General features: G+C 65.9%; 28 protein-coding genes and 1 other RNA gene. 12 read left to right on the top strand and 17 right to left on the bottom strand.

Going from position 1 to position 24058, the window contains the following annotated elements; all coding sequences use genetic code 11:
* Nucleotides 1–13: 13 nt before the first annotated feature.
* The 3 genes from E4S58_RS11100 (at nucleotide 14) to E4S58_RS11090 (ending at nucleotide 2804) form a co-directional block, all read left to right on the top strand.
* The gene (locus tag E4S58_RS11100) at nucleotides 14–1603 is read left to right on the top strand and encodes a GMC family oxidoreductase (protein WP_136636465.1); all 1590 of its coding nucleotides are present in this window, start codon (nucleotides 14–16) and stop codon (nucleotides 1601–1603) included.
* Entirely contained in the window at nucleotides 1600–2151 is a 552-nt protein-coding gene (locus tag E4S58_RS11095; RefSeq protein ID WP_136636464.1) for a flavodoxin family protein, read from the top strand. The genes E4S58_RS11100 and E4S58_RS11095 overlap by 4 nt, the downstream gene beginning before the upstream one ends.
* Before the next feature lie 170 nt (nucleotides 2152–2321).
* The gene (locus E4S58_RS11090) at nucleotides 2322–2804 is read left to right on the top strand and encodes a hypothetical protein (RefSeq protein ID WP_136636463.1); all 483 of its coding nucleotides are present in this window, start codon (nucleotides 2322–2324) and stop codon (nucleotides 2802–2804) included.
* Nucleotides 2805–2977: 173 nt separating this feature from the next.
* Here E4S58_RS11090 and rpsU read toward each other — a convergent pair whose 3' ends face one another.
* Nucleotides 2978–3184, bottom strand: coding sequence for a 30S ribosomal protein S21 (rpsU, locus tag E4S58_RS11085; protein ID WP_043871123.1), 207 nt, complete (start codon nucleotides 3182–3184; stop codon nucleotides 2978–2980).
* Nucleotides 3185–3289: 105 nt separating this feature from the next.
* Here rpsU and E4S58_RS11080 point away from each other — a divergent pair, with 105 nt between their 5' ends.
* From E4S58_RS11080 to E4S58_RS11070, 3 genes are all read left to right on the top strand, one after another.
* A complete protein-coding gene (locus tag E4S58_RS11080) occupies nucleotides 3290–3955 on the top strand; it encodes a COQ9 family protein (protein WP_136636462.1) in 666 nt (221 codons plus the stop codon).
* A 93-nt stretch (nucleotides 3956–4048) separates the two neighbouring features.
* Nucleotides 4049–5029 (top strand): NAD(P)H-quinone oxidoreductase, encoded by a 981-nt coding sequence (locus E4S58_RS11075; protein WP_136636461.1) that lies wholly within the window; start codon nucleotides 4049–4051, stop codon nucleotides 5027–5029.
* A gap of 15 nt (nucleotides 5030–5044) precedes the next feature.
* Nucleotides 5045–5470: a hypothetical protein gene (locus tag E4S58_RS11070; protein ID WP_136636460.1), complete on the top strand. Its 426-nt coding sequence runs from the start codon at nucleotides 5045–5047 to the stop codon at nucleotides 5468–5470.
* Here E4S58_RS11070 and E4S58_RS11065 read toward each other — a convergent pair.
* Together E4S58_RS11065 and E4S58_RS11060 are read right to left on the bottom strand one after the other, a co-directional pair.
* Complete coding sequence (locus tag E4S58_RS11065; RefSeq protein ID WP_136636459.1) at nucleotides 5427–6563, bottom strand: NAD(P)/FAD-dependent oxidoreductase; 1137 nt, start codon at nucleotides 6561–6563, stop codon at nucleotides 5427–5429. The genes E4S58_RS11070 and E4S58_RS11065 overlap by 44 nt on opposite strands.
* A 153-nt stretch (nucleotides 6564–6716) precedes the next feature.
* Nucleotides 6717–7466 carry a DUF1013 domain-containing protein gene (locus E4S58_RS11060; RefSeq protein ID WP_136636458.1) on the bottom strand — a complete coding sequence of 250 codons (750 nt, stop codon included), beginning with the start codon at nucleotides 7464–7466 and terminating at the stop codon, nucleotides 6717–6719.
* Between the two features lie 147 nt (nucleotides 7467–7613).
* Here E4S58_RS11060 and E4S58_RS11055 point away from each other — a divergent pair, with 147 nt between their 5' ends.
* Nucleotides 7614–8264, top strand: coding sequence for a ribonuclease T2 family protein (locus tag E4S58_RS11055; RefSeq protein ID WP_240789534.1), 651 nt, complete (start codon nucleotides 7614–7616; stop codon nucleotides 8262–8264).
* A gap of 102 nt (nucleotides 8265–8366) precedes the next feature.
* Here E4S58_RS11055 and recR read toward each other — a convergent pair whose 3' ends face one another.
* From recR to E4S58_RS11040, 3 genes are all read right to left on the bottom strand, one after another.
* Complete coding sequence (gene recR / locus E4S58_RS11050) at nucleotides 8367–8960, bottom strand: recombination mediator RecR (RefSeq protein ID WP_136636456.1); 594 nt, start codon at nucleotides 8958–8960, stop codon at nucleotides 8367–8369.
* Between the two features lie 6 nt (nucleotides 8961–8966).
* Nucleotides 8967–9311: a YbaB/EbfC family nucleoid-associated protein gene (locus E4S58_RS11045; protein WP_136636455.1), complete on the bottom strand. Its 345-nt coding sequence runs from the start codon at nucleotides 9309–9311 to the stop codon at nucleotides 8967–8969.
* 84 nt (nucleotides 9312–9395) lie between these two features.
* Nucleotides 9396–11135, bottom strand: a complete 1740-nt coding sequence (locus E4S58_RS11040) for a DNA polymerase III subunit gamma/tau (RefSeq protein ID WP_136636454.1) — start codon at nucleotides 11133–11135, stop codon at nucleotides 9396–9398.
* Between the two features lie 120 nt (nucleotides 11136–11255).
* Between E4S58_RS11040 and ypfJ the strand changes: the two genes are divergently transcribed.
* Nucleotides 11256–12095, top strand: a complete 840-nt coding sequence (ypfJ, locus tag E4S58_RS11035) for a KPN_02809 family neutral zinc metallopeptidase (protein WP_136636453.1) — start codon at nucleotides 11256–11258, stop codon at nucleotides 12093–12095.
* 3 nt (nucleotides 12096–12098) lie between these two features.
* Nucleotides 12099–12476: a hypothetical protein gene (locus E4S58_RS11030; RefSeq protein ID WP_136636452.1), complete on the top strand. Its 378-nt coding sequence runs from the start codon at nucleotides 12099–12101 to the stop codon at nucleotides 12474–12476.
* On the opposite strand, the gene ffs is transcribed toward E4S58_RS11030, so the two are convergent.
* The 4 genes from ffs to pheS form a co-directional block, all read right to left on the bottom strand.
* An RNA gene (gene ffs, locus E4S58_RS11025) (signal recognition particle sRNA small type) lies at nucleotides 12477–12573 on the bottom strand. It abuts the gene before it with no gap.
* A 122-nt stretch (nucleotides 12574–12695) separates the two neighbouring features.
* The gene (gene pheT / locus E4S58_RS11020; RefSeq protein WP_136636451.1) at nucleotides 12696–15092 is read right to left on the bottom strand and encodes a phenylalanine--tRNA ligase subunit beta; all 2397 of its coding nucleotides are present in this window, start codon (nucleotides 15090–15092) and stop codon (nucleotides 12696–12698) included.
* A 1-nt stretch (nucleotide 15093) separates the two neighbouring features.
* Nucleotides 15094–15384 carry a YrhK family protein gene (locus tag E4S58_RS11015; RefSeq protein ID WP_136636450.1) on the bottom strand — a complete coding sequence of 97 codons (291 nt, stop codon included), beginning with the start codon at nucleotides 15382–15384 and terminating at the stop codon, nucleotides 15094–15096.
* A gap of 111 nt (nucleotides 15385–15495) precedes the next feature.
* Nucleotides 15496–16560, bottom strand: coding sequence for a phenylalanine--tRNA ligase subunit alpha (gene pheS, locus E4S58_RS11010; protein WP_136636449.1), 1065 nt, complete (start codon nucleotides 16558–16560; stop codon nucleotides 15496–15498).
* A 193-nt stretch (nucleotides 16561–16753) separates the two neighbouring features.
* Here pheS and E4S58_RS11005 point away from each other — a divergent pair, with 193 nt between their 5' ends.
* Together E4S58_RS11005 and E4S58_RS11000 are read left to right on the top strand one after the other, a co-directional pair.
* Nucleotides 16754–17017, top strand: a complete 264-nt coding sequence (locus E4S58_RS11005) for a hypothetical protein (protein ID WP_136636448.1) — start codon at nucleotides 16754–16756, stop codon at nucleotides 17015–17017.
* A gap of 118 nt (nucleotides 17018–17135) precedes the next feature.
* Nucleotides 17136–18398: a hypothetical protein gene (locus tag E4S58_RS11000; RefSeq protein WP_136636447.1), complete on the top strand. Its 1263-nt coding sequence runs from the start codon at nucleotides 17136–17138 to the stop codon at nucleotides 18396–18398.
* 65 nt (nucleotides 18399–18463) lie between these two features.
* Here the strand turns inward: E4S58_RS11000 and rplT are convergent, their stop codons facing one another.
* The 4 genes from rplT to pyk all read right to left on the bottom strand — a co-directional run bounded on the left by rplT (nucleotide 18464) and on the right by pyk (nucleotide 20867).
* Nucleotides 18464–18826: a 50S ribosomal protein L20 gene (rplT, locus tag E4S58_RS10995; RefSeq protein WP_136636446.1), complete on the bottom strand. Its 363-nt coding sequence runs from the start codon at nucleotides 18824–18826 to the stop codon at nucleotides 18464–18466.
* 16 nt (nucleotides 18827–18842) lie between these two features.
* Nucleotides 18843–19043, bottom strand: coding sequence for a 50S ribosomal protein L35 (rpmI, locus tag E4S58_RS10990; protein ID WP_136636445.1), 201 nt, complete (start codon nucleotides 19041–19043; stop codon nucleotides 18843–18845).
* Between the two features lie 150 nt (nucleotides 19044–19193).
* The gene (locus tag E4S58_RS10985) at nucleotides 19194–19418 is read right to left on the bottom strand and encodes a hypothetical protein (RefSeq protein WP_136636444.1); all 225 of its coding nucleotides are present in this window, start codon (nucleotides 19416–19418) and stop codon (nucleotides 19194–19196) included.
* A 3-nt stretch (nucleotides 19419–19421) separates the two neighbouring features.
* The gene (gene pyk / locus E4S58_RS10980; protein ID WP_136636443.1) at nucleotides 19422–20867 is read right to left on the bottom strand and encodes a pyruvate kinase; all 1446 of its coding nucleotides are present in this window, start codon (nucleotides 20865–20867) and stop codon (nucleotides 19422–19424) included.
* Nucleotides 20868–21026: 159 nt separating this feature from the next.
* Here pyk and E4S58_RS10975 point away from each other — a divergent pair, with 159 nt between their 5' ends.
* Complete coding sequence (locus E4S58_RS10975) at nucleotides 21027–21341, top strand: DUF1244 domain-containing protein (protein WP_136636442.1); 315 nt, start codon at nucleotides 21027–21029, stop codon at nucleotides 21339–21341.
* Between the two features lie 15 nt (nucleotides 21342–21356).
* Here E4S58_RS10975 and E4S58_RS10970 read toward each other — a convergent pair whose 3' ends face one another.
* The 3 genes from E4S58_RS10970 to E4S58_RS10960 all read right to left on the bottom strand — a co-directional run bounded on the left by E4S58_RS10970 (nucleotide 21357) and on the right by E4S58_RS10960 (nucleotide 24009).
* Nucleotides 21357–22133, bottom strand: a complete 777-nt coding sequence (locus E4S58_RS10970) for an SDR family oxidoreductase (protein WP_136636441.1) — start codon at nucleotides 22131–22133, stop codon at nucleotides 21357–21359.
* A 176-nt stretch (nucleotides 22134–22309) separates the two neighbouring features.
* Entirely contained in the window at nucleotides 22310–23644 is a 1335-nt protein-coding gene (locus E4S58_RS10965; RefSeq protein ID WP_136636440.1) for an ammonium transporter, read from the bottom strand.
* A 26-nt stretch (nucleotides 23645–23670) separates the two neighbouring features.
* A complete protein-coding gene (locus tag E4S58_RS10960) occupies nucleotides 23671–24009 on the bottom strand; it encodes a P-II family nitrogen regulator (RefSeq protein ID WP_043744466.1) in 339 nt (112 codons plus the stop codon).
* Between the last annotated feature and the right edge of the window lie 49 nt (nucleotides 24010–24058).

The following is a 24058-nucleotide window of genomic DNA, read 5'->3' as shown; positions in this document are numbered from 1 at the left end:
GGGGAGGACCATCATGGACTGGGATTACATCATCGTGGGCGCGGGCAGCGCCGGGGGCGTGCTGGCCAAGCGTCTGGCCGAAGGCGGGCACAAGACGCTGATCCTCGAAGCCGGCGGGCAGGACAATTACCACTGGGTGCATATCCCCATGGGGTATCTCTATTGCATCGGCAATCCACGCACCGACTGGATGTACAAGACGGCCGAAGAACCGGGGCTGGGCGGACGGTCGATCCTTTATCCGCGCGGCAAGGTGCTGGGGGGATGTTCGTCGATCAACGGCATGCTCTACCTGCGCGGCCAGTCCGCGGATTACGACGACTGGCGGCAGATGGGCCTGCCCGGCTGGGGCTGGGACGATGTGCTGCCCTACTTCAAGAAGTCGGAGGATTACGTCGACGGCGCGTCGGACGCGCATGGCGCAGGCGGCGAATGGCGGGTGGAAAACCAGCGGCTGCACTGGGATCTGCTGGACGACTGGATCACCGCGGCCGAAGAAGCGGGTTTCCCCCGCACCAGCGATTTCAACACCGGCGACAACGAAGGTGTCGGATATTTCCGCGTGAACCAGCGCAACGGCTGGCGGATGAACACGGCCAAGGCCTTTATCCGCACGACGTCTGGCCCGAACCTGCGGGTCGAGACGCACGCCCACACCACCCGCCTGCTGATGGACGGCCGCCGGGTGACCGGCGTGGAATACCGGCGCAATGGCCAGCTGCATCAGGTGAAGGCCCGGCGCGAAGTCATCCTGTCGGCCGGGGCCGTAAACTCTCCGGCGATCCTGCAACTCTCGGGGATCGGCCCGGCGGATCTGCTGCGGCAGCACGGGATCGAGGTCGTGCAGGACAGCGCCGAGGTCGGGGCCAACCTGCAAGATCACCTGCAACTGCGCTGTTCGTGGCGGTTGACCGGGGCCAAGACGCTGAACACCCTGGCCAATTCCCTGTTCGGCAAGATGATGATCGGGATGGACTACACCTTCCGGCGGCGTGGGCCGATGTCGATGGCCCCCTCGCAGCTGGGTGCCTTTACCAAGTCCCGCCCCGATGTCGCGACGCCGGATCTGGAATACCATGTGCAGCCGCTGTCGCTGGACGCTTTCGGGCAACCGCTGCACAACTTTCCGGCCATCACGGCCTCGGTCTGCAACCTGCGCCCCGAAAGCCGGGGCCGGATCGAGATCACGACCAACGACCCCATGGCCGCCCCCCGGATCGCGCCGAATTACCTATCGACCGAAGGCGACCGGCGCACCGCCATCGACGCCATCCGGCAGGTGCGGCGCATCATGGAACAGCCCGCCATGTCCCGCTATGCCCCTGACGAGCTGAAGCCGGGCGCCGCCGCCCAGACCGACGCCGAAGTCGCCGAGGCCGCGGGTCAGGTCGGCACCACCATCTTCCACCCAACCAGCACCGTGCGCATGGGGTCCGACGACGCCGCGCCGCTGGACGAGACGCTGAAAATGCGCGGGATCGGTGGCTTGCGCGTGGTCGATGCATCGGTCATGCCGCGCATCACCAGCGGCAACACCAATGCCCCGACCATCATGATTGCGGAAAAGGCCTCTGACATGATCCTGAAGGACGCGCGCGCATGATCGCCATCGCCTATTTCTCGGGCTCGGGCGCGATATCCCACAGCGCAGAGCTGATCGGCGAAGCCGCCCGCGCGGCGGGCGTTGAGACGCGATTGATCGATGTCGCCACGCTGACCGACGCCGACTGGGCCACGCTGGCGGCTGCCGACGCGATCCTCTTTGGCACGCCGACCTACATGGGCGGCCCGGCGGCCGGGTTCAAAGCCTTCATGGACGCCACCGGCGACGACATCTGGCTTGACCGCAAATGGCGCGACAAGATCGCGGGCGGCTTTACCGCAGGCGTCAATACGGGCGGCGACAAGCTTGCCACGCTTCAGGCCCTCAATGTCTTTGCCATGCAGCACGGGATGATCTGGGTCGGGCAGGACATCATCGGCGCCCCGGTCTTCAAGGAAAACGACGGGTTGAACCTCTCGGGCACTTTCCTTGGCCTCGCGGTGAACGCAAATACCAAGGGCCTGACCGAGGGCTGCAAGGCCTCGGCCAAGCTGTTCGGTGAACGGGTCGCGGGGCTCGTCAAACGCCTGCAGGTCGGGAATACCTGACCCCTCACGGCCTTCATGACAGCATAGTTCATGTGAATTGCGCCGCCCCGGCGGCTAAAGTCATTTCCAGTACTTCAACTCAGCTCGATCCCCAGACCGGAGCCGCCCATGCGGCACCGACCACCCCCGGATTGCCGGTTTCCCGGCCTTAGTCAGTAAAGGATTTTCCCATGACACGTTTTACCCTGACCCGCCTGACCCTTCGCCGCTCCATCGCCGCGCTGGCCGCCGCGATCACACTGACCGCCACGCTGTTTGGACAGGCCGCGCAGGCGACCAACTGGCACGGATCAAAGTTCCTGCAGGTCTATTCGATGTCCCATGTCGGCGAGGCCCGTGCCAAGGCCTGGCACATGAAGAAGGCCGGGTTCGGCGACGCCGCCATCTTCCGCGCCTCGAATGGGTATTACGCCGTGGTCGCCGGAAAGGTGCCCCATGGATCGGAACATGTCGTCAAAGAGCTCAAGCACTGGGGCAAGATCCCCCACGACAGCTTTCTGACCTCGGGCCGCGCCTATGTGGAACAGGTCAGCCTGCACAAGCCCAAGCCCCACGGCCACCTGTCCGGCTACAAACCCGCCGCGACGCCGCAATACCACGCCAAGCCGGTGCACACCCACGGATACAGGAAGGTGATCGTCTACGGCTACTGACATCCCCGAGGCCGCCCGAAAGGGCCGAGCAGCGACCGGAGCGACTGTCCCCGCTCCGGTCTTTCGCCTGCGCGACAAACGCGGTGATATCTGGCCACCCTGTCCAAACGCAAAAACAAACCCCCGGGGCCAGGCCACGGGGGTCGCTTGAACTTGCGTTCGTCGAAAGGCTCTTAGAGCAAACCTTCACGCTGCGCTTTTTTGCGTGCCAGCTTACGGGCACGGCGGACAGCTTCGGCTTTCTCGCGCGCTTTCTTGACCGACGGTTTCTCGAAATGTTGCTTGAGCTTCATTTCACGGAACACGCCTTCGCGCTGGAGCTTTTTCTTCAGGGCACGGAGCGCCTGATCGACATTGTTGTCGCGAACACTAACCTGCATGTGGTTGTCACCACCTTCCTAGTTTGAGTTGCAAAAGTTGCAGGAGGTGGCCGTATAGCCGCAAATGCCCTATCTGTCCAGTAGGACACCGAACCGGAGGCTTTGATGACCGAACTGCAGGACAAGCTGATCGACGCGATCCTCACGCATGTCGCTTTTGACGGCTGGTCGGACGAGTCGTTCCGCGCCGCCGTCGCGGATACGGGCACGGATCCGGCGGTGGCACGGGCTCTCTATCCTCGCGGTGCCCGTGACCTGGCCCGCGCCTGGCACGACCGGGGCGACGCCCGCATGGTCGCCGCGATGGAGGCCGCCGACCTGACCGAGATGCGCTATTCCGAAAAGGTCGCCCATGCGGTCCGCCTGCGGATCGAGGCCATCGAGGACAAGGAGGCGCTGCGCCGCGCCATGACCCAGAACATCCTGCCGCTGAACGCGCCCGACGGGGCCAAGATGCTGTGGCAAACCGCCGACCGGGTGTGGACCGTACTGGGCGACACCTCGGACGATTACAACTGGTACACCAAGCGGATGACCCTGTCGGGCGTGATCGGATCGACCCTGCTGTTCTGGCTGGGTGACGACAGCTATGACGGGCAGGCGACCTGGGATTTCCTTGACCGCCGGATCGACAACGTGATGCAGTTCGAAAAGGTGAAGGGCAAGGTCACCAGCGGCCCGCTTGGCCGCGTGCTGACCGCGCCGGGATCGCTTCTGAACATGATCCGCGCCCCGCAACGCCGCGACGACCTGCCCGGGCGGCAGGGCTGAGGCGCGATCCTTCTGCAAGGGCGCCCCTCCCTCACCCCCGGTAGACATTCCCCCCGCCGCGCCGGATAGTCCCCCCAACATCAGGAGGACACCATGACCGACATGCGCGCGATCGAAATCACCACCCCCGGCGGACCGGAGGTGCTGAAGCCGACAACCCGGCCCCGGCCCGAACCGCAGGCAGGCCAGGTTGTCATCAAGGTGGCCTATGCCGGGGTGAACCGCCCCGATGCGCTGCAACGCGCGGGCAATTATGCGCCGCCGCCCGATGCCTCGGACCTGCCGGGTCTCGAGGCCTCGGGCGAGGTCGTGGCGGTTGGCGATGGTGTCGGCTGGCCCAAGGTCGGCGATCAGGTCTGTGCACTGCTGCCCGGCGGCGGCTATGCCGAATACGTCGCCACCCCCGCCGCGCACTGCCTGCCCATCCCCAAGGGCATGGGCCTGAAAGAAGCCGCATGCCTGCCCGAAACCTATTTCACCGTCTGGACCAATGTCTTCATGCGGGGCGGGTTGAAGGCCGGTGAACGGTTCCTGATCCATGGCGGGTCCTCGGGCATCGGCACGACGGCGATCCAGCTGGCCAACGCTTTTGGCGCCCGCGTCTTCGCAACGGCCGGCAATGCCGAGAAATGCGCGAAATGCGTCGAACTGGGCGCCGAGCGGGCGATCAACTACCGCGAGGAAGACTTTGCCAAGATCCTGAAGGACGAAGGCGGCGCGAACCTGATCCTCGACATGGTGGGCGGCGATTACATCCCGCGCGATGTGTCCTGCCTGGCGCTTGAAGGACGGCTGGTCTTCATTGCCTTCCTCGGCGGGCCCAAGGCCGATCTGAACTTTGCCCAGGTCATGGTGAAGCGCCTGACCATCACCGGATCGACGCTGCGCCCGCAGTCCGACGCCGCCAAGGCCGAGATCGCCGAGGGTCTGCGCAAACACGTCTGGCCGCTGCTGGATGAAGGGCGCATCGCACCGGTCATGGACAGCGAGTTCGCCTTCGAGGACGCCGCCAAGGCCCATGCCCGGATGGAGACCTCGGAACACATCGGCAAGATCGTCCTGAAGGTCGGCTGACCCCTGCCCGCCCGGATGGAACGCCGGGGCGAAACGGTCCGGCGGCTGCTTTGGTCGGCGGCCGCCCTGATCGTCTACGTCGGCACGGTCGCCGTTGTGGCCGAAATTGCGCTATGGCTGTCCCCGCCCCCGCCCCGCGGCGTCGGCCATGGCGTGACCCTCTGGTATACCTATCTGATGCTGTGCTGTCTGGGTGCAGTCACCCTTGCCCTGCCATCGCGGCTGGGTTTCGTGCGGTCGTTTGGACTGATCCTGATGGCAAGCGGCCTGATCGCCGCCCTGACCTTCCCTGGCTTTGCCGAGACCACACCGGGTTACGTCGCGATGTTTGGCGGCGCCCTGGCGCTGTCAGCCCTCTACCTGTCGATCCGGGCACAACGCCGCGGCCCACGCGGGCCTACCCCGCCTCGACCGCCCAGTCAGGCAGGGCCCCGCCGCTGACGATCACCGCGCCAAGCCGCCCCAGTTCGTCCGAGTTCTTGGCCGCCCGGCCACAGCCGCCGATCGCCGTGAACACACGATCCGACAGCGCCTTGAGATGCGGCAACTGGTTGGGCGTGTAGCTGGTCACGCAGGTCACGACCCGCCGCCCGGCGATCGCCAGATCGGGCATCCTGTCGCGAATCATGGCCTCGATCTGGTCGGCGACACCCGGCGTCCCCTCGGACCTAAACCAGGCCTTCACGTCCGCAGTGTCACGCAGAAGGATGTCTTCGGGATCATACCCCAGTTTCACGTAGACCTTGCCATCGGGATAGCGGATCGGCGGCAGCAGGTAGGGATTGTCGCGATCCGGGTCCTGCCAGATCAGCGACGGCATGGAGGCAAGGCGCGCGGCCTCGGCCTCCTCAAGCTCGAACAGCGCGACGGTGCGCCCGTAGACCTCCATCGGCAGGACGGAGCCAATCAGCGCGTCCGAAAATCCACCCGTCGCCATCAGGACCCTGTCAAAGACCCGGGGGCCCGATGCGCAGTGCAGCGTGACGCCATCGGGTCCGTCGTCAAAGCCCGTCACCTCTTCGGCCAGGTGCTGCACGCCCGCAGCCACCCCCGCCGTCAGCTGTGCCCGCACCAGCGACCGCGGAGAGATATGCCCGGCCCCGACCGCTTCGAACCGGCCCGTCGCGCCGTCGGGGAAGGCGAAATAGGGGAACCGCCGCGCCAAGGCGTCCCGGTCGAAGTATTCGCAAGACAGCGCATCGCGCGCCGCAACCTCGTCGATCGCGGCCATCTTGGACGATCCTTCGGGCCCCGCCATCAGGCAGCCGACCTCGGAATAGAACCGGATGCCCGATGCGGCCTCGATCTCTCCGTACCGCGCGATCGAGGCGCGTGAAGCGCGGGACCAGAAGGGCATCGGGTCGAGCCCCCGGGTGATCCGGCCCTCGTCATAATGCGATCCGAAGACGCCGGCGTGGCTGCGCAGGTCGGCGGGTTCGCCCGGCCCGATCAGCGTCACGTCCAGCCCGGCCAGCGCCATGTGCCGCGCCGCCGCCGATCCGATCAGCCCTGCCCCGATCACCGCGTATTTCATGCCCGTTCCCTCTGTCAGTCGCGGCGACGGTGGCGCAACTGCCGACGGAAGGAAAGGGCCCGCCGCACGTTCCGATACACCGCAGATGCCCTGCCAAGAAAAAAGGCGCGAAGGTGTCCCCCGCGCCTTCCGATCCTGTCCGGGCCTGCCCGATCAGGGCTGTTCGTCTTCGTCGTCCGAGCTGTTGGGCAGGTTGAAGAAGCTATCCGCATCGACGAGGTTGTCCTCGTCTTCATCGTCCTTGTCGTCGTCGGCGAGGGAAAAGGTTTCAAGCCCCTCGATCGCCGTCGGCATGCGCGGTTCGGTTTCCATGCCAAGCGACTGTTCGGTCGACAGCAGCTTGCGGCGGTCATCGTCCGACATCGCCTCGCCTTCGGCGGCACGCTTGGCCGCGGCCTTCTGCACCTGCGTGTCCAGTTCGGACTGTTTGCAAAGCCCAAGGGCAACCGGGTCGATCGGCTGCATGTTGGCGATGTTCCAGTGGGTGCGTTCGCGAATCGACTGGATCGTCGGCTTGGTGGTGCCCACCAGCTTGGAGATCTGGCCGTCACTCAGTTCCGGGTGGAACTTGACCAGCCACAGGATCGCGTTCGGACGGTCCTGACGCTTGGACAGCGGGGTATAGCGCGGGCCACGGCGCTTTTCCTCGCCGACCGCAGCCGGGTTGAACTTCAGCTTCAGCTTGTGCAGCGGGTCGGCCTCGGCCTTGTCGATGTCGTCCTGCGTCAGCTGGTTGTTGGCGATCGGGTCGAACCCCTTCACGCCCGCCGCGACGTCGCCGTCGGCGATGCCCTGCACTTCCAACTCGTGCATGCCGGTGAAATCCGCGATCTGCTTGAAGGTGATGGTCGTGTTGTCCACCAGCCAGACGGCGGTGGCCTTGGCCATGATCGGTTTGCCCATCTCTGCAACTCCTTCTCGTTTACCCATGATCCGAACAAGTCTTTCCCGTGGCCTGCCGGGACAGGCGGCACCGTGTGGTGCGGGTTTCCGTTGTCGGGGAACTTGGCGGCTATATAGTGCCGAAAACCGCATATGGGAAGAGAGAAGATGCCCAGACACCTGGCCGCCCTGCTGTGCCTGGTCCTTGCCACGCTGACCGCCCCCCCGGTGCGGGCCGAGGGCGAGCGGCCCGGAGACTATGATTACCTGCTGCTGTCGCTCAGCTGGTCGCCGACCTGGTGTGCGCTGACCGGCGATGCGCGGCAGTCACCGCAATGTGACGGGGACAAGGATTTCGGCTGGGTGCTGCACGGGCTTTGGCCGCAGTACGAGGACGGCTATCCGTCCTATTGCCCGACCTCGAAACGCCCGCCATCCCGCGCGATGACCGCCCAGATGGCCGACATCATGGGGGCGCCGGGCGTCGCCTGGCACCAGTGGAAGAAGCACGGCAGCTGCACCGGCCTCGAGGCCGCGCAATACTATGCGCTGATGCGGCTGGCCTATGACAAGATCACCCGTCCCGAGGTTCTGCGATCGCTTGGCAAGGACGTGCGCCTGCCCGCGACCGTGATCGAGGAGGCCTTCCTGGAGGCGAACCCCGGACTGCGGCGCGAAGAGATCACCATCACCTGCAAGCAGGGCCGGATCCAGGAAGCACGGATCTGCCTGGACACGCAACTGAAGCCGCGCCGCTGCGGCGACGACGTGATCCGCGACTGCCGGATGCAGGACGCGCTGCTGGAGGCGGTGCGCTAGGGCTGGCGTCGCAGGGGGGCGCTGCCCCCCGTCCTGCGGACTCCCCCCGGGATATGGAACCAGAGGAAGGCGGGGCCGACGCGCGAGGCCCTCGGACTGCCGTCAGATCTCTTTCCGGGCGCGCAGTGCGGCCGTGATCGTGCCGTCGTCGAGGTAGTCAAGCTCGCCTCCGATCGGCACGCCCTGCGCCAGCGAGGTCAGCTTGACCCGACCGTCCAGCTGGTCGGCGATGTAATGCGCGGTCGTCTGGCCGTCGACCGTGGCGTTGAGCGCAAGGATCACCTCGGTGATGTGCTCTTCTCCAACCCGATCGATCAGCCGGGGGATGCGCAATTCTTCGGGCCCGACAGCATCCAGTGCCGAGAGCGTGCCGCCCAGAACGTGGTAGCGCCCCTGGAAGACGCCCGCGCGTTCCATCGCCCAGAGGTCCGCCACGTCTTCGACGATGCAGATCTCTCCGGTCGCACGCTTGTTGCTTTGGCAGATGTCGCAGAGCGGTTCCGAGCCGATATTGCCGCAGTTCGAACATTCCCGGACCGAGGCCGCGACGTGGTGCATCAGGTCCGCCAGCGGCATCAGCAAGAGTTCCTTCTTGCGGATCATCTGCAGCACCGCACGCCGCGCCGACCGAGGACCTAGCCCCGGAAGCCGCGCCATCATGTCGATCAGCGCGTCGATGTCGCGACTGGCGGCCATCTGCCCTTAGAACGGCATCTTGAAATCGGCGGGCAGGCCCAGACCTTCGGTGATCTTGGCCATTTCCGCCTGGTTGGCCGTCTGCGCCTTCTGCTGCGCATCCTTGATCGCGGCAAGGATCAGGTCCTCGACCACTTCCTTTTCCTCGGGGTTGAAGATCGACGGATCGATGTCGAGGCCCTTGAGCTCGCCCTTGTAGGTCGCGACGGCCTTGACCAGGCCCGCACCCGACTGGCCCTCGACGGTCATGCGGTCCATCTCTTCCTGCAGCGCCACGACCTTGGTCTGAAGCTCCTGCGCGGATTTCAGCATCTTCGCCATGTCGCCCATCTGGCCCAAGCCCTTGAACATCGTCTCTCTCCTGATCTGTTGTGGCGCGGGGGCGCCGTCATCTGTCGATATCGCGATCCCGCGCGGGCTGTGCAACCCCGGGGGTCAGTCTTCCTCGAAGGGATCCCATTCGTCCTCGACCTCGGCCAGGGCTTCGGTCGCGGCTTCAGCGGCCACCTCCTCTGGCGTGCGGATCGCCTTGATCGCGGCCTTGGGGAAGGCGGCCTTGATCGCCTGGAACATGGCGTGCGCCTCGGCCTGCTTTTTCAGCGCGAGGTCCTTGGCATCGCGCTTTTCCACGATGGTTTCCGCGTCACCCCCTGCAGATACGATCACCGCCCAACGGTTGCCGGTCCAGTCCTGCAGACGGCTGCCCAGCTTCTGCGCCAGATCGCGCGGGGCCGTGTCGGTCGGGGCGAATTCGATCCGCCCGGGACGGTAGGAGATAAGGCGAACGCAGGTTTCCACATCGACCAGAAGCTTCACATCGCGGTTTGACCGGATCAGTTCGACCACGTGATCGAAGGTCGGATACCGCGCCAGCGCCTCGTCCAGATCCTCGGCCAGCGCGGTCACCGCGCCATGCACCCGCCCGCCGGGCGCCGGTGCCCCGCGCGCCATCGTGGCGCCGCCCGTCGTGGCACCGGCCGATCCGCCGCCACCCGGCGGCGTCGGGGGCCGGGGTTCGTCCTTCAGCTTGCGCACCAGTTCCTCGGGCGAGGGAAGCTCGGCCACATGGGTCATCCGGATCACCGCCATTTCGGCGGCCATCATCGCGTTCGGGGCCGCGGCGACCTCGTCCAGCGCCTTGAGCAGCATCTGCCACATCCGCGTCAGCGCCCGCATGGGCAGGCGGCCCGACAGGTCGACGCCCCGCGCCCGTTCCGAGGGCGAGATCGTCGGATCCTCAGCCGCGTCGGGCGTGATCTTCACAACCGAAATCCAGTGCGTGATCTCGGCCAGATCGCGCAGCACCGCCAGCGGATCGGCGCCCTCGGCATATTGGCTGGACAGCTCCTCGAGCGCGGCGGCGGCATCCCCGCGCATCACCATCTCGAACAGGTCCAGCACCCGGCCCCGGTCCGCGAGGCCCAGCATGGCGCGCACCTGGTCCACGGTCGTCTCGCCCGCGCCGTGGCTGATCGCCTGATCGAGCAGAGAGGTGCCGTCGCGCGCCGATCCTTCCGCCGCGCGGGTGATCAGCGCCAATGCATCCTCGGCAATCTCGGCACCCTCGGCGGTCGCGATCTTGCGCAGCAGCCCGATCATCACCTCGGGTTCGATCCGGCGCAGGTCGAACCGCTGACAGCGCGACAGAACCGTCACCGGCACCTTGCGGATCTCGGTCGTGGCGAAGATGAACTTCACGTGCTCGGGCGGTTCCTCAAGCGTTTTCAGCAACGCGTTGAAGGCGTTGACCGACAGCATGTGAACTTCGTCGATGATGTAGATCTTGTAGCGGGCCGAGGCCGCGCGATAGTGCACCGAATCGATGATCTCGCGGATATCGCCGACCCCGGTGTTCGAGGCCGCGTCCATTTCCATCACGTCGACATGGCGGCCTTCCATGATCGCGACGCAATGTTCGCAGACACCGCAGGGTTCTGTCGTCGGCCCGCCGGTGCCATCCGGCCCGATGCAGTTCATGCCCTTGGCGATGATCCGCGCGGTGGTGGTCTTCCCGGTGCCCCGGATGCCGGTCATGATGAAGGCCTGCGCGATGCGGTCCGCCTCGAACGCGTTCTTCAGGGTGCGCACCATGGCGTCCTGACCGACAAGATCGGCAAAGGTTTCAGGCCGGTATTTCCGGGCCAGCACCTGGTAGGCGGGTTTGGCGTCGCTCATCTGCCCCTCGGGATTCTCTGTCCCGCGACCCTAAAACCTGCGGCAACCAGCGTCCACCGGCCTTTGAGGGAACCGAACCCTGCTGTACGACTTTACCCAGTATTGGTGAAAGGAATCGCGATGCGGCTCAGAGGTGTCAGAAGAAGCTCCAATATCGAAGACCGGCGCCGCATGGGCGGACGGGGCGGCGCGATCGGAGGCCTTGGCATCGGCGGCGTCCTGCTGGTCCTGGCGATCGGCTATTTCACCGGCATCGACGTATCGCCGATCCTGACCGGCAGCCCGAGCCAATCAAGCGCCCCGCGCGACCTGACCCCGGCCGAGGAAGAGGCCGCCGCCTTCTCATCACGGGTGCTGGCCACCACCGAAGACACCTGGGCCGAGATCTTTCCGCAACAGGTCGGCGAGGCCTACCAGCCCCCGACCCTCGTGCTTTTCTCGGGTCAGACGTCCAGCCCCTGCGGCGGCGCCTCGGGCGCGACCGGCCCGTTCTACTGCCCGCTGGACGAAAAGGCCTATCTCGACACGCAGTTCTTCGCCACGCTGGCGCAACGCCTGGGCGCGAAGGGCGACTTCGCCCAGGCCTATGTCATCGCACATGAGGTGGCGCATCACGTTCAGAACGAACTTGGCATCCTGGGCCAGGTGAACCAGATCCGGCAGTCCTCCAGCCAGTCCGAGGCCAACGCCATCACCGTGCGGCTGGAACTGCAGGCCGATTGCCTGGCCGGTGTCTGGGCCTCGAAGAACACGACGCTCCTGGAACCCGGCGACGTCGAAGAGGCCCTGAATGCCGCTCGCCAGATCGGCGACGACACGCTGCAACGCAACGCGGGCCGGGTGCCGCAACCGCATACCTTCACCCATGGCACGTCCGAACAACGCGCGCGCTGGTTTGCCACCGGGTACAAATCCGGCGACATGGGCGCCTGCGACACGTTCAACGCGCGTCAGCTCTAGGCCGTGCAGCGCCGACACCTGTTCCGGGCAGTGCTGATCCTATGGGCCGGGCTCTGGCTCGGATCGCTCGTCGTTCCGGCCTTTCAGGCACCAACCGGCGACGGCTTCACGCGCGGGCTGAACCGGGTCACCACCTTCTTCGGATTTCAGATCGCGGCCGCTCTGGCCGCCCTGATCCTTGTCCCGCTGCGCCCGGCGTCCGGCTGGGCCCGTCGCGCCGCCTGGATCCCCGCAGCGCTCGCAGCCCTTCTCGCGCTCCTCATGCTGGGCCTGATTCTGAACGCGGAATACGCCTCGCCGCTCGACGGCATCACCGACGACCGCCCGGTCACGGCACCCGCCACGCCGACGATGCCCGTCAAACCAACAGTAGGGGATTAGGGTGAGAGGCTGGACAACGACCCAAGCGGGGCTCGTTACGGCTGCTTCCTTCCGGACCTGACCGGGTTGGCGAGGCGCTCGCCCGCGCCAACCTCTCAAGGCGCATATAGGAAACGGGGGCCGCCCTTGCAACCCCCGCCTGCTTCCTCTGGTCAATATATCCTCGGGGGTGAATTGGTCCGGCACGGACCAAGAGGGGGCAGACAGCCCCCTCCCCCGTCAGCCGCGCAGAACGCCGCCCGTGGCCTTGGTGACCTTCTCGACGACCTTGGCCGAAATCGCCTCGATCTCGTCGTCCTTCAGGGTCTTGTCCTGCGGCTGGATCCGCACGGTCACCGCGATGGATTTCTTGCCCTCGCCAAGCGCCCCGCCGATGAATTCGTCGAAGACACGCACATCCGCGATCATCGCCTTGTCAGCCCCGGCGGCGGCATTGACCAGCGTCAGCGCCTCGACCCCGGTGTCCACCACGAAGGCAAAGTCCCGTTCGACCGGCTGCAGGTCCGACAGGTGCAGCGCCCCGCGCGACGCACCGGTATTGCGCGGCAGCGGCACTTCGCCCGGGAACAGCGTGAAGGCCACGGCGGGCCCCTTCACGTCCATCTCGCGCAGCACCTTGGGATGCAACTCGCCGAACACGCCCAGCACCTTCTTGGGGCCAAGGCAGATCACGCCATGACGGCCCGGATGCCACCAGGCTTCACCCGTGCGCAGGATCTGCACCTTGGCGGGCGCGCCGATGGCCGCCAGCACGGCCTCAGCATCGGCCTTGGCATCGAACAGATCCACCGACCGCGACGTGCCGTGCACATCCTTGGGGGCGGTCTTGCCGACCAGCAGCCCGGCAATCGCCACGCCCTGATCCTCCGGCTCTCCGCCGTGCCAGGTCGCGCCGATTTCGAACAGCGCCATGTCGCCCATGCCGCGCGCCTGGTTGCGCGCCGCCGCCCGCAGCAGCCCCGGCAGAAGCGAGGGGCGCATGTGGCTCATGTCTTGGCTGATCGGGTTCGCAACCATGGTCGCATCCGTACCGCCACCGAAGAGCGCAGCGCCGGCCTGATCGACAAAGGAATAGGTCACGCATTCGTTGTAGCCAAGCGCCGCCGCCGTGCGCCGCGCGACCTGTTCGCGCTTTTGCATCGGGGTCAGGATCGGCTTCGGCACGCCGGGGATCGCCCGCGCCAACGGTTTCGCCTCCAGCTTGGTCAGCGACGCCATGCGCGCCACTTCCTCGACCAGGTCCGCCTCGCCCAGCACGTCGGGCCGCCAGGACGGCACATGCGCCATGTCGCCTTCCATGACAAAACCCAGCCGTTCCAGCGTTGCGCGCTGATCCTCGGCGGGGATGTCCATGCCGACCAGCGACGAACACCGCGCGGTGTCCAGCTTGTAGGCCCGGCTGACGTCCGGCACCGCACCGGCGACGACCATGTCGGTCACCTCACCGCCGCACAGCTCGACGATGAGCGCACAGGCACGGTCCAGCCCTTCCATGTTGAAGCCCGGATCGATGCCCCGTTCGTTCCGGTACCGCGCGTCCGAGTTGATCTTGAGCCCGCGCCCCGCATGGGCGATCGACACGAAATCCCAGAAGGCCGCTTCGACGAAGACATCGGTCGTCTCAAGCGTGCAGCCGGTGGACAGCCCGCCCATGATGCCGCCGACGCTTTCGACGCCGTTGTCGTCCGAGATGACCAGCGCGCCCTCGGGCACCACGTAGTCCTTTTCGTCCAGCCCTGTGAAGGCCTCGCCGCCCTCGGCGCGATGCACCTTCAGCGTGCCGGAAACCTTGCCCGCATCGAAGACGTGCAGCGGGCGGTTCAGGTCATGGGTGAACAGGTTCGTCACGTCCACCAGCGCCGAGATCGGGCGCAACCCGATGCTTTTCAGTTTCTGCTGCAACCAGGCCGGGGACGGCGCGTTCTTTACGCCGCGGATCAGGCGCCCGGCAAAGACATGGCAGCCATCGGTGGCGTTCTCGGCGATCTCGACCTTGACCGGGCAGTCGCCCTGGGCCTCCAGCGCATACTCCGGCATCGGCTTCAGCGTGCCAAGGCCCCGTGCCGCCAAATCGCGCGCCACACCGCGCACGCCAAGCGCATCGGGGCGGTTCGGCGTGATCGCGATCTCGATCACCGGGTCCACGGCTGCAGGCCGGTTGCGGGCCAGCCAGTCCGCGAACTCCTGCCCGATCTCGCCCGAGGGCAGTTCAATGATGCCGTCGTGTTCGTCCGACAGCCCCATCTCCCGTTCCGAGGCCATCATGCCGTGGCTTTCGACACCCCGGATCTTGCCGACCGAAATGGTGATATCCAGCCCCGGGATGTACATGCCCGGCTTGGCCAGCACGACCGTGATGCCTTCGCGTGCGTTCGGCGCGCCGCAGACGATCTGCTTTTCGCCCTCGTCGGTCTGCACCATGCAGACGCGCAGCTTGTCCGCGTCGGGATGTTGTTCGGCGCTGGTCACCTTGGCGATGGTAAAGCCCTTCAGCGCCGCCGCCGGATCCTCGACGCCCTCAACCTCGAGCCCGAGGTCGGTGAGGGTTTCCAGGATCTCGTCGAGGCTCGCCTCGGTCTCAAGATGCTCTTTCAGCCAGGACAGGGTGAATTTCATGTCAGGTCTCCAGGCGGGAGGCGACGTCTTCGGCGTCGCCCATGGATATCAGTTTAATCTCGCGGATCAGGCGCAGCGTCGGCTTCACGGCGAACAGCACCGATCCGATCAGGAAGAGCCAGGTCGCGGCGGTCATCAGATCGTCATAGAAGAACATGACCGACCCGATGATGAAGCACAGGGCCGCGCCGAAATCGACGCAGGTGTGGGCCAGTTCGAACAGCGCATAGACCCGGCGCGTGTCATGGCTGCGCTCGCGGTTCTCGTGGCGAAAGAGGCGGGAGTTGGTCATTTTGACCCCCATGGGACAGTGCGTCCGTTATGCGCCCGACCGGTCGTGCCCGTGGCACGGCCAGCGCCCGGCCGTTGTTCGGCGCGGATCGGACCGGTCAGCCGCATCGACTTAGACCCCACCCCGGATCGTCGGCACCTGCAGGGCGCTGAACCCGTAGTGCCGCAGCCAGCGCAGGTCTGAATCGAAGAAGGCGCGCAGATCGGGGATGCCGTATTTCAGCATCGCGATCCGGTCGATCCCCATGCCGAAGGCAAAGCCCTGCCATTCCGCCGGGTCGACGCCCGCCGCTTCCAGCACCTTGGGGTGGACCATGCCCGAGCCAAGCACCTCGAGCCAGTCGTCGCCTTCGCCGACCTTCACCGTGCCGCCTTCCCAGGAACACTGGATGTCGATCTCGGCCGACGGCTCCGTAAACGGGAAATGCGACGCGCGGAAGCGGGTCTTTACCGGCGTGCCGAAGTAGGCCGTGAAGAACTCTTCCAGCACCCACTTGAGGTTCGCCATCGAGATATCGCGGTCGATCGCCAGGCCTTCAACCTGGTGGAACATCGGCGTGTGGGTCTGGTCGTAATCCGCCCGGTACACCCGCCCCGGAGAGATCGTGCGGATCGGCGCGCCCTGCGCCTGCATCGCCCGGATCTGCACCGGCGAGGTATGGGTGCGCAGCACGTGCGGCGGGCGATTGTCGCCCTCGGCCCGGTGCATGTAGAAGGTATCCATCTCGGCCCGCGCGGGGTGGTGCGAGGGGATGTTCAGCGCGTCGAAGTTGTACCAGTCATCCTCGATCTGCGGCCCTTCGGAGACCGAAAAGCCCATGTCGGCGAAGATCGCCGTGCATTCTTCCCAGACCTGGCTGACCGGATGGATCGTGCCGACCCGCGCGTCGCGCGCAGGCAGCGTCACGTCCAGCCATTCGGTCTTCAGCCGTTCATCCAGCGCGGCATCGACCAGCGCCACCTTCTTGGCCGAAAGGGCCGAGTTGATTTCATCCTTCAGCGCGTTCAGCGCGGGTCCGGCCACCTGCCGTTCCTCGGGCGTCATGCGGCCCAGCTCGCGCATCTTCAGGCTGATCTCGCCCTTCTTGCCCACGGCCTGCACACGAAGCTCTTCCAGCGTCGCCTCGTCTTTGGCGTCGCCGATCGCGGCAAGGTATTTGGCTTTCAGATCGTCCATCCGGGTCCCTCCGGTACTTGTCGACGATCCTGCTACCCAAGCCGGGGCTGAGAGGCAAGGCGGCAGGCTGCCTCAAACCCCGTTCAAAGCTTTCTCAAACCCTAACCAATCGCCACCCATCAGCCACATTCCCGCCCGGGCGACGGCGCGCGGGACCGTCAGACAGCGGGCAGTGACTTCGAAAGGATGGCCCATGCAGCTTCTCAAGATCGGACTTCTCGTCGCCTCCGCCGCGTTCGGCGGCACCCAGGCCAAGGCAATCGGAACGGTCAAGGCCCCGCCGCCACCGCCGGGCACGATCCAGACCGGACAGCAGTGGATCACCACACCGAACGGCTGTTCCTATTCGCGCACGCAGGCGCCAGGGTATCCGGTGCAATGGGTGCTGATCCTCAACCCCCATCACATCGGCCAGCCGAACGCGCATATCGGATGCGCGCCGGTTCTGGGCGGCTGACATCAGGCGGATGGCCCGCCCGGGTCTGTAAAGACTTGGGGCCATCCCGCCCCCGATGCGCCGCAAATTGGCCGGCATTCTGGGGTCGAATCCGTCGATCACATCAGGAACGCTGCCGATGCGAGATACCGCACATGCCCCGCTGCCGGGGGCCCGCAAGACCGTTGATCCGAAGCGGCTGCTGTCGTGGCTGACGCGTGGCCTGCGGCGACCGCCCGCGCGCCCCGACGACCCACACCCGATGACGCTGGAGAGCCTGCGCAGCCAGATCAGCCTGACCGTTATTGCCGGCCACCCCGACCGCCGCGCCCTGGCCCAGCATATCCGGCCCGCCTATCGCGACTGGCAGGCGCAGAACTGGGCCGGGCTGGGACAGCGCCTGTCGCGGCTCGATCAGCGGCACACGGCCCTACCGTCAGGCGAACGCATGGCCCCGGCCCTGGGCCAGGCCCTGTTTCGCCATCTGGTCGGCGCCCGGGCCTGCCAGATCATCGATCGCGGACAGGGGGTCACCGACGAGGATCTGCCGGATACGCTTTTTGCCCCGCTCGACCGCGCCCTGTCGCGGCCCGACACGCCGCCCGCGATCCATCTCTTCGCGGCGCAGATCCATCTTGAAACCAGCTGGGCCCGGCGCGGAGAGACCCATGCCGAACTGACCCCGGACGACGCCTTGGCCGCCACGCGCCGTCATATTTCCATGGCGCGTCAGATTCTTGACGGGATTTCCGACCGCAGCGCCGGGTCAGCCTTCCATGCCGAGCTTGACTATCGCCTGCGCGCCGCCGAGGGCAGCACGGAAGAGGCCCTGACCGAAGCCGCCCTGCGCTGGAGCACCGCCGACCCGACCGCCCTGACCCCTCATGCCGTGCACGGTCTGCACCTGCTGCCGCGCTGGTACGGCAGCGATCACGCGCTGGCGGGCTATGCCGACAAGATCTGGTCCGACACCCACACGACACTTGATGCCGCAGGCTATGCCGCCTGCTACCTGTCCGCGATGGAGGCCGATCCGTCGGTCCTTCTGACGCTCGACATCTACGGCTTCCGCGACGGGCTGATCGACATGATGCAGCAAAGTGACGACCCGGATGTCACCTGCAACGCCATCCTGCGCGTCCTGTGGGAAGTCGGCAGCGAGACCCACGGCGCCGATGCGCGGGAGTCGACGGCCCTGCGCCGCGCGCGCCGCGATCTGCGCAGCGTCTTCGCCTATCTGGTCCACCATGCGCTTGGCCCGGTGATGCCCGATGTCTGGGGGCGCGGCTGGAACGAGGACCGCATCCTGCCGACCCTGGCCGAAGCCTTTGCCCCCGATATCGCCGAGGGCCGCCATATCGCCATCGGGATGGAAGGCGTCGTGATCTCGGACCCTGCCTGACCCGACCGCGCAAAGAAAAAGGCCGCCCCGTGGGACGGCCTTCTGATCTTTCGGCTGGCCTAAGCTCAGGCCAGTGCAGCTTTCGCCTTGTCGACGATGGCACCGAAGGCATCGGGCTCGTGCACGGCCAGATCGGCCAGAACCTTGCGGTCCACTTCGATCCCGGCAAGCGACAGGCCGTTGATGAAGCGCGAATAGGTCAGCGCTTCGTCGTGCGACCGGACAGCCGCGTTGATCCGCTGGATCCACAGCGCGCGGAAGTTCCGCTTGCGGTTCTTGCGGTCACGGGTGGCGTACTGGTTGGCCTTGTCGACCGCCTGGGTCGCGACCTTGAAGGTGGTGGAGCGGCGGCCGTAGTAGCCTTTCGCTGCCTTCAGAACCTTCTTGTGACGTGCGTGGGTGACGGTACCGCCTTTGACGCGAGACATGTTCTATCCTCCCCTATCAGCGATCGTACGGCATCATCGACTTGATGATGCGTGCGTCGGGTTCGGACATCACGGTGGTGCCGCGGGCGTCACGAATGAATTTCTTGTGGCGTTTGATCATGCCGTGGCGCTTGCCCGCCTGGCCGGTGATCACCTTGCCGGTTGCAGAAATCTTGAACCGCTTCTTGCAGCTCGATTTCGTCTTCATCTTGGGCATTTCCGTCTCCTTGATCTTTCGAACGGTGAAACGCGACTCGGTATGCCACTTGAACCGGCCGCGCGGATGAGCGGGCCGTATAGGACCCATGACCCAACAAGGCAAGAGGAAATCCGCACCCTGACAGGGCAGCGGATCGGGTGGGCGCTTTCAGGGTATGACCCGCGCCAGCACCCGGAAGATGACATGCGGCAGTTCTGCCACCGTCATCTCCTCGGGGTGGTGCACCCAGCCCCAGCCCAGAACCCCGGCCCCGGCCAGCACCACCGACAGCGCCACATAGGGGCGGCGTCCATCCGCGAAGGCCGCGACCGCAGATGGGATCGACAGGATCAGCAGACCCAGACCCGCCACCATGATGAGGTCGCTGTCCATCCGCTATTCCGGGTCGGAGGCGAAGATCAGCCGTTCCTCGCAGGGGGCGACGCGCAGGATGTTGGTCGATCCCGGCACGTTGAAGGGCACGCCCGCCATGACGAGGATCTGGTCGGCCTCGGAGGCGAACCCATGACTGCGCGCGGCGCGGGCGGCGTTGACCACCGCCTGCTTGAACCGCTCAAGCTCGGGGCTGATATAGCAGTTCACCCCCCAGCTCAGCGTCAGCTTGCGCGCCGTGCCCCGCTGCGGCGTCAGGCCAAGGATCGGCACCCGGGGCCGTTCGCGCGAGGTCAGCAGCGCGGTCTTGCCGCTGTCGGTGAAGCAGCAGATCGCCTTGATGTCCGTCGTCTCGGCGATTTCGCGTGCGGCGGCCACGATGCCGTCGGCGACCGTGCTGCGTTCGACCCGGCGCGAAGCCTCGATCACCTCGCGATAGTTCGGGTCGGTCTCGACCTCGCGGGCGACGGCATCCATGGTGCTGACCGCCTCGACCGGGTACTGGCCGGCTGCGGATTCCGCCGACAGCATGACCGCATCGGTGCCCTCGTAGATCGCGGCGGCGACGTCCGAGACCTCGGCCCGGGTCGGCATCGGGCTCTCGATCATAGATTCCAGCATCTGCGTCGCCACGATCACGGGCTTCGCCGCCATACGGCACAGGCGCACCAGCTGCTTCTGGATCGGCGGCACGTTCTGCACCGGCAGCTCCACCCCAAGATCGCCGCGCGCCACCATGATCCCGTCCGACACCGCAAGGATGTCCTCGAAGGCCTTCACGGCGGCGGGTTTCTCGATCTTCGACAGGATCGCGGCGCGGCCATCGGCCAGCCGCCGCGCCTCTTCCACGTCCGCCGGGCGTTGCACGAAACTCAGTGCCAGCCAGTCGACACCCAGCTGGCAGACGAATTCCAGATCGGCTCGGTCCTTTTCCGACAGCGCCGCCAGCGGCAGCACGACGTCTGGCACGTTCACGCCTTTGCGGTTGGAAATCGTGCCCCCCGCGATGACCTCGCAATCGGCATGATCGGTGCCACAGGCGGTCACGCGCAGGCGGATCTTGCCGTCGTTCACCAGCAGGTTCGCCCCGACCTCGAGAACCTCGAAGATCTCGGGGTGCGGCAGGGTCACGCGGGTCGCGTCGCCCTCGGCCTCGTCAAGGTCCAGACGGAAGCTTGCGCCTTCCTCAAGCTCTTCTGACCCGTTGGCAAAGACGCCGACCCGCAGCTTCGGGCCCTGCAGGTCCGCAAGGATGCCGATGGCGCTTTCGGTGTCGCGCTCGACCTCGCGGATGATGCGGTGGCGTTCGCGGATCTCTTCGTGGCTGCCGTGGCTCATGTTCAGGCGGAACACGTCCGCGCCGGCCTCGTGCAGCTTGCGGATCATCTCGTAATCCGAGGAAGACGGCCCGAGGGTCGCCACGATCTTTGTGTTGCGTTGTCGTCTCATGCCCGTCCCTGCCTTCTGAACCGCGCGGCCCTTTTGTCCGACGCTACCGTTGTAACTGCAGGATTGCCATAACAAGTGACGCCAAGGTGACAACCCGGGTCGATTGACCTGCCCCCCTCCGCCTGTCAGCCTGCCACCAAACGACCCGAGGGGATCACGATGGACCGCCAGACCCAGACCGAAATCGAAGCCGCCGCCTTCCGCACCCTGCGCAAGCACCTGATGGAAGACCGCCCCGACGTCCAGAACATCGACCTGATGAACCTGGCCGGCTTTTGCCGCAACTGCCTGTCCCGCTGGATGCAGGAAGCCGCGAACGACCGCGGCATCGAGATGACCAAGGAGGAAGGCCGCGAGGCCTTCTATGGGATGCCCTACGACGACTGGAAAGCGCAGAACCAGTCCGAGGCGACGCCCGACCAGAAGGCCGCCTTCGACACGGCCTTCAAGGAAAACGTCACCGACAAGGGCTGATCCGCAGGGCTGCGATCAGACCACGGTCGCGGTGACGGCCCCGTCCATGTTGATCGTCACGCCCGTGACATAGCTGGCCCGATCCGACGCGAGGAAGACCGCCATGTCGGCGACCTCCTCAGGCTCGGCCATCCGGCCAAGCGGGATGCGCGAGGCCGCCGCGCGTTCGGCTTCCTCGTACGTCGTGCCCGCGAATTCGGCCTGCGCCTTCAGACCTTCGGTCAGCCGCGTGGTGCGCGTGGCACCGGGGTTCAGCCCGATGACCCGGATCCCCTCGCCTGCGTAGGCCTGCGCCAGACCGGCAGTCGCCAGCATCAGCGCCGCATTGGCCGACCCGCCCGGCAGGTGGATCGGTGAGGCCAGCTTGCCCCCCGCCCCGATGATATTGACGATCCGACCGGCGCCGCGCGCGGCCATGGTTTTGACCACGGGGTCGATCACGTTGATGTAGGAAAAGAACTTGGCGTCCATCGCGGCGCGCCAGTGCTCCGGCGTCAGCTTTTCCGGCACGGTGCGCTGCGCCGCCCCGGCGCTGCTGATCAGGATGTCGATCTCGCCGATCAGGGCCCGGCAATCTTCGACCATCCGCGCCGCATCCTCGGCCGACCGCAGATCCGCGTGCAGTCCCTGCGCGCCGTCCAGCCCCGCCAGCGCGGCATCGACCGAATCCTGCGACCGCCCCGCGATCACGACCCGGACCCCTTCGGCGATCAGCGCCCGGGCGCAGGCCAGGCCAATCCCCTTCGTGCCGCCGGTGACCAGGGCGGTCTTTCCCTTCAGTGCCAGATCCATCGCCGTCGCCTCCCTAACGCGTGTTGGCGGAAGACTAGTGGGCCACCGACCCGGGCACCACTGGCAAACCGCACGGCCCTGAACATAGGCAGGGATGCATTGAAAGGGCCGCGCAAAGAAAAGGCCCGGGCGCGAACGCCCGGGCCGGACCGTCAAGGCTGACGGGAGGAGGAGTATCAGCCTTTGGCGAACTCGGGGTAGGCTTCCATGCCCAGTTCCGCGGTGTCGAGACCGTTGATCTCGTCTTCTTCCGACACCCGGATGCCCATGACGGCTTTCAGGATGAACCAGACGACCGCGGACATCACGACGGTGGCGATACCGACCACGATGATCCCGTAAAGCTGGGTGCCAAGCGACGCGTCACCGTTGGTGAAGACAACCGCGATGGTGCCCCAGATGCCGCAGATCAGGTGGACCGGGATGGCACCGACGACGTCGTCGATCTTCAGCTTGTCCAGCATCGGCACGGTCAGCACGACGATGATACCGCCGATGATGCCGATCAGGGTGGCCACGCCCAGGGTCGGGGTCAGCGGTTCGGCGGTGATGGACACCAGGCCCGCCAGTGCACCGTTCAGGATCATGGTCAGGTCGGGCTTCTTGTAGAGAAGCTGCGTCATGATCAGGGCTGCAACCGCACCACCGGCAGCCGCCGCGTTGGTGTTCGAGAAGATGCGCGACACGTCGGCCACGTCACCGACCGACCCCATGGCCAGCTGCGAGCCGCCATTGAAACCGAACCAGCCGAGCCACAGGATGAACGTACCCAGGGTGGCGAGGGACAGGTTGGAACCGGGCATCGGGATGGTCTTGCCATCTTTGTACTTGCCGATCCGCGGGCCGAGGATGAGCGCACCGGTCAGAGCGGCCCAGCCACCCACGGAGTGCACGACGGTCGACCCTGCGAAGTCCAGAAAGCCAGCGCCGTCCAGGAAACCACCGCCCCACTTCCACGATGCGGTCAGCGGATAGATGATCGAGGTCAGGATGATGGTGAAGATCAGGAACGGCCACAGCTTGATGCGCTCGGCGAGCGTACCGGACACGATGGACGCGGTGGCGGCACAGAACATCAGCTGGAAGAAGAAGTCCGAACCGGTCGAGGCATAGCCGTAATCGTCAGCCGCATCGGCGGTCACGCCGACGGCTTCCAGAACGCCCGGGCCCCAGACGCCGGACAGCACACCTTCGATCGACCAGGTGCCGAGCGGGTACATCAGGTTGTAGCCGATCAGGTAGTAGAAGATCGACGCCAGGCCGAACAGCGCGACGTTCTTGGTCAGCTGCATGGCAACGTTCTTGGACCGCACGAGGCCCGCCTCGAGCATGGCAAAGCCGCAGGCCATGAAGAAGACGAGGAAACCGCCGATCAGGAACAGGAGCGAGTTCAGGATGAACACGCTGTCGGTGGACGGGTTGGTTCCCGCAACGGGACCGTCCTGCGCCAGGCCAAGGCTCGGCGCTGCGATCAGCGCGGCGGCAAGGCCCAGTTTCGTAAGAGTTTTCATTGTTACTTCCTTTCCCAGTCCGTCGCTTACAGCGCGTCCGCGTTGGTTTCCCCGGTCCGCACGCGAACCGCCTGCTGGATATCCAGCACGAAGATCTTGCCGTCGCCGATTTTCCCGGTCTTGGCAGTGTTCGTGATCGTCTCGACGACCTGGTCGGCCATTTCTGCCGACACAGCGATCTCGAGCTTGATCTTCGGCACGAAGTTCACAGCGTATTCCGCGCCGCGATAGATTTCGGTATGACCGGACTGAGAGCCGAAGCCCTTGATTTCCGTCACCATCATGCCGCGCACGCCGATTTCGGTCAGCGCCTCGCGGACCTCCTCGAGCTTGAACGGCTTGATTGTCGCAATGATGAGTTTCACTGAGTTTTCCCTTCCGTATCTCGGGGCGCGAACCCCGCCTTTGGCAGGA

This window comes from Pseudooceanicola onchidii, from assembly GCF_004959925.1.
GTDB classification, from domain to species: Bacteria; Pseudomonadota; Alphaproteobacteria; order Rhodobacterales; family Rhodobacteraceae; genus Pseudooceanicola; species Pseudooceanicola onchidii.
This window is presented reverse-complemented; position numbering and strand designations above follow the sequence as displayed.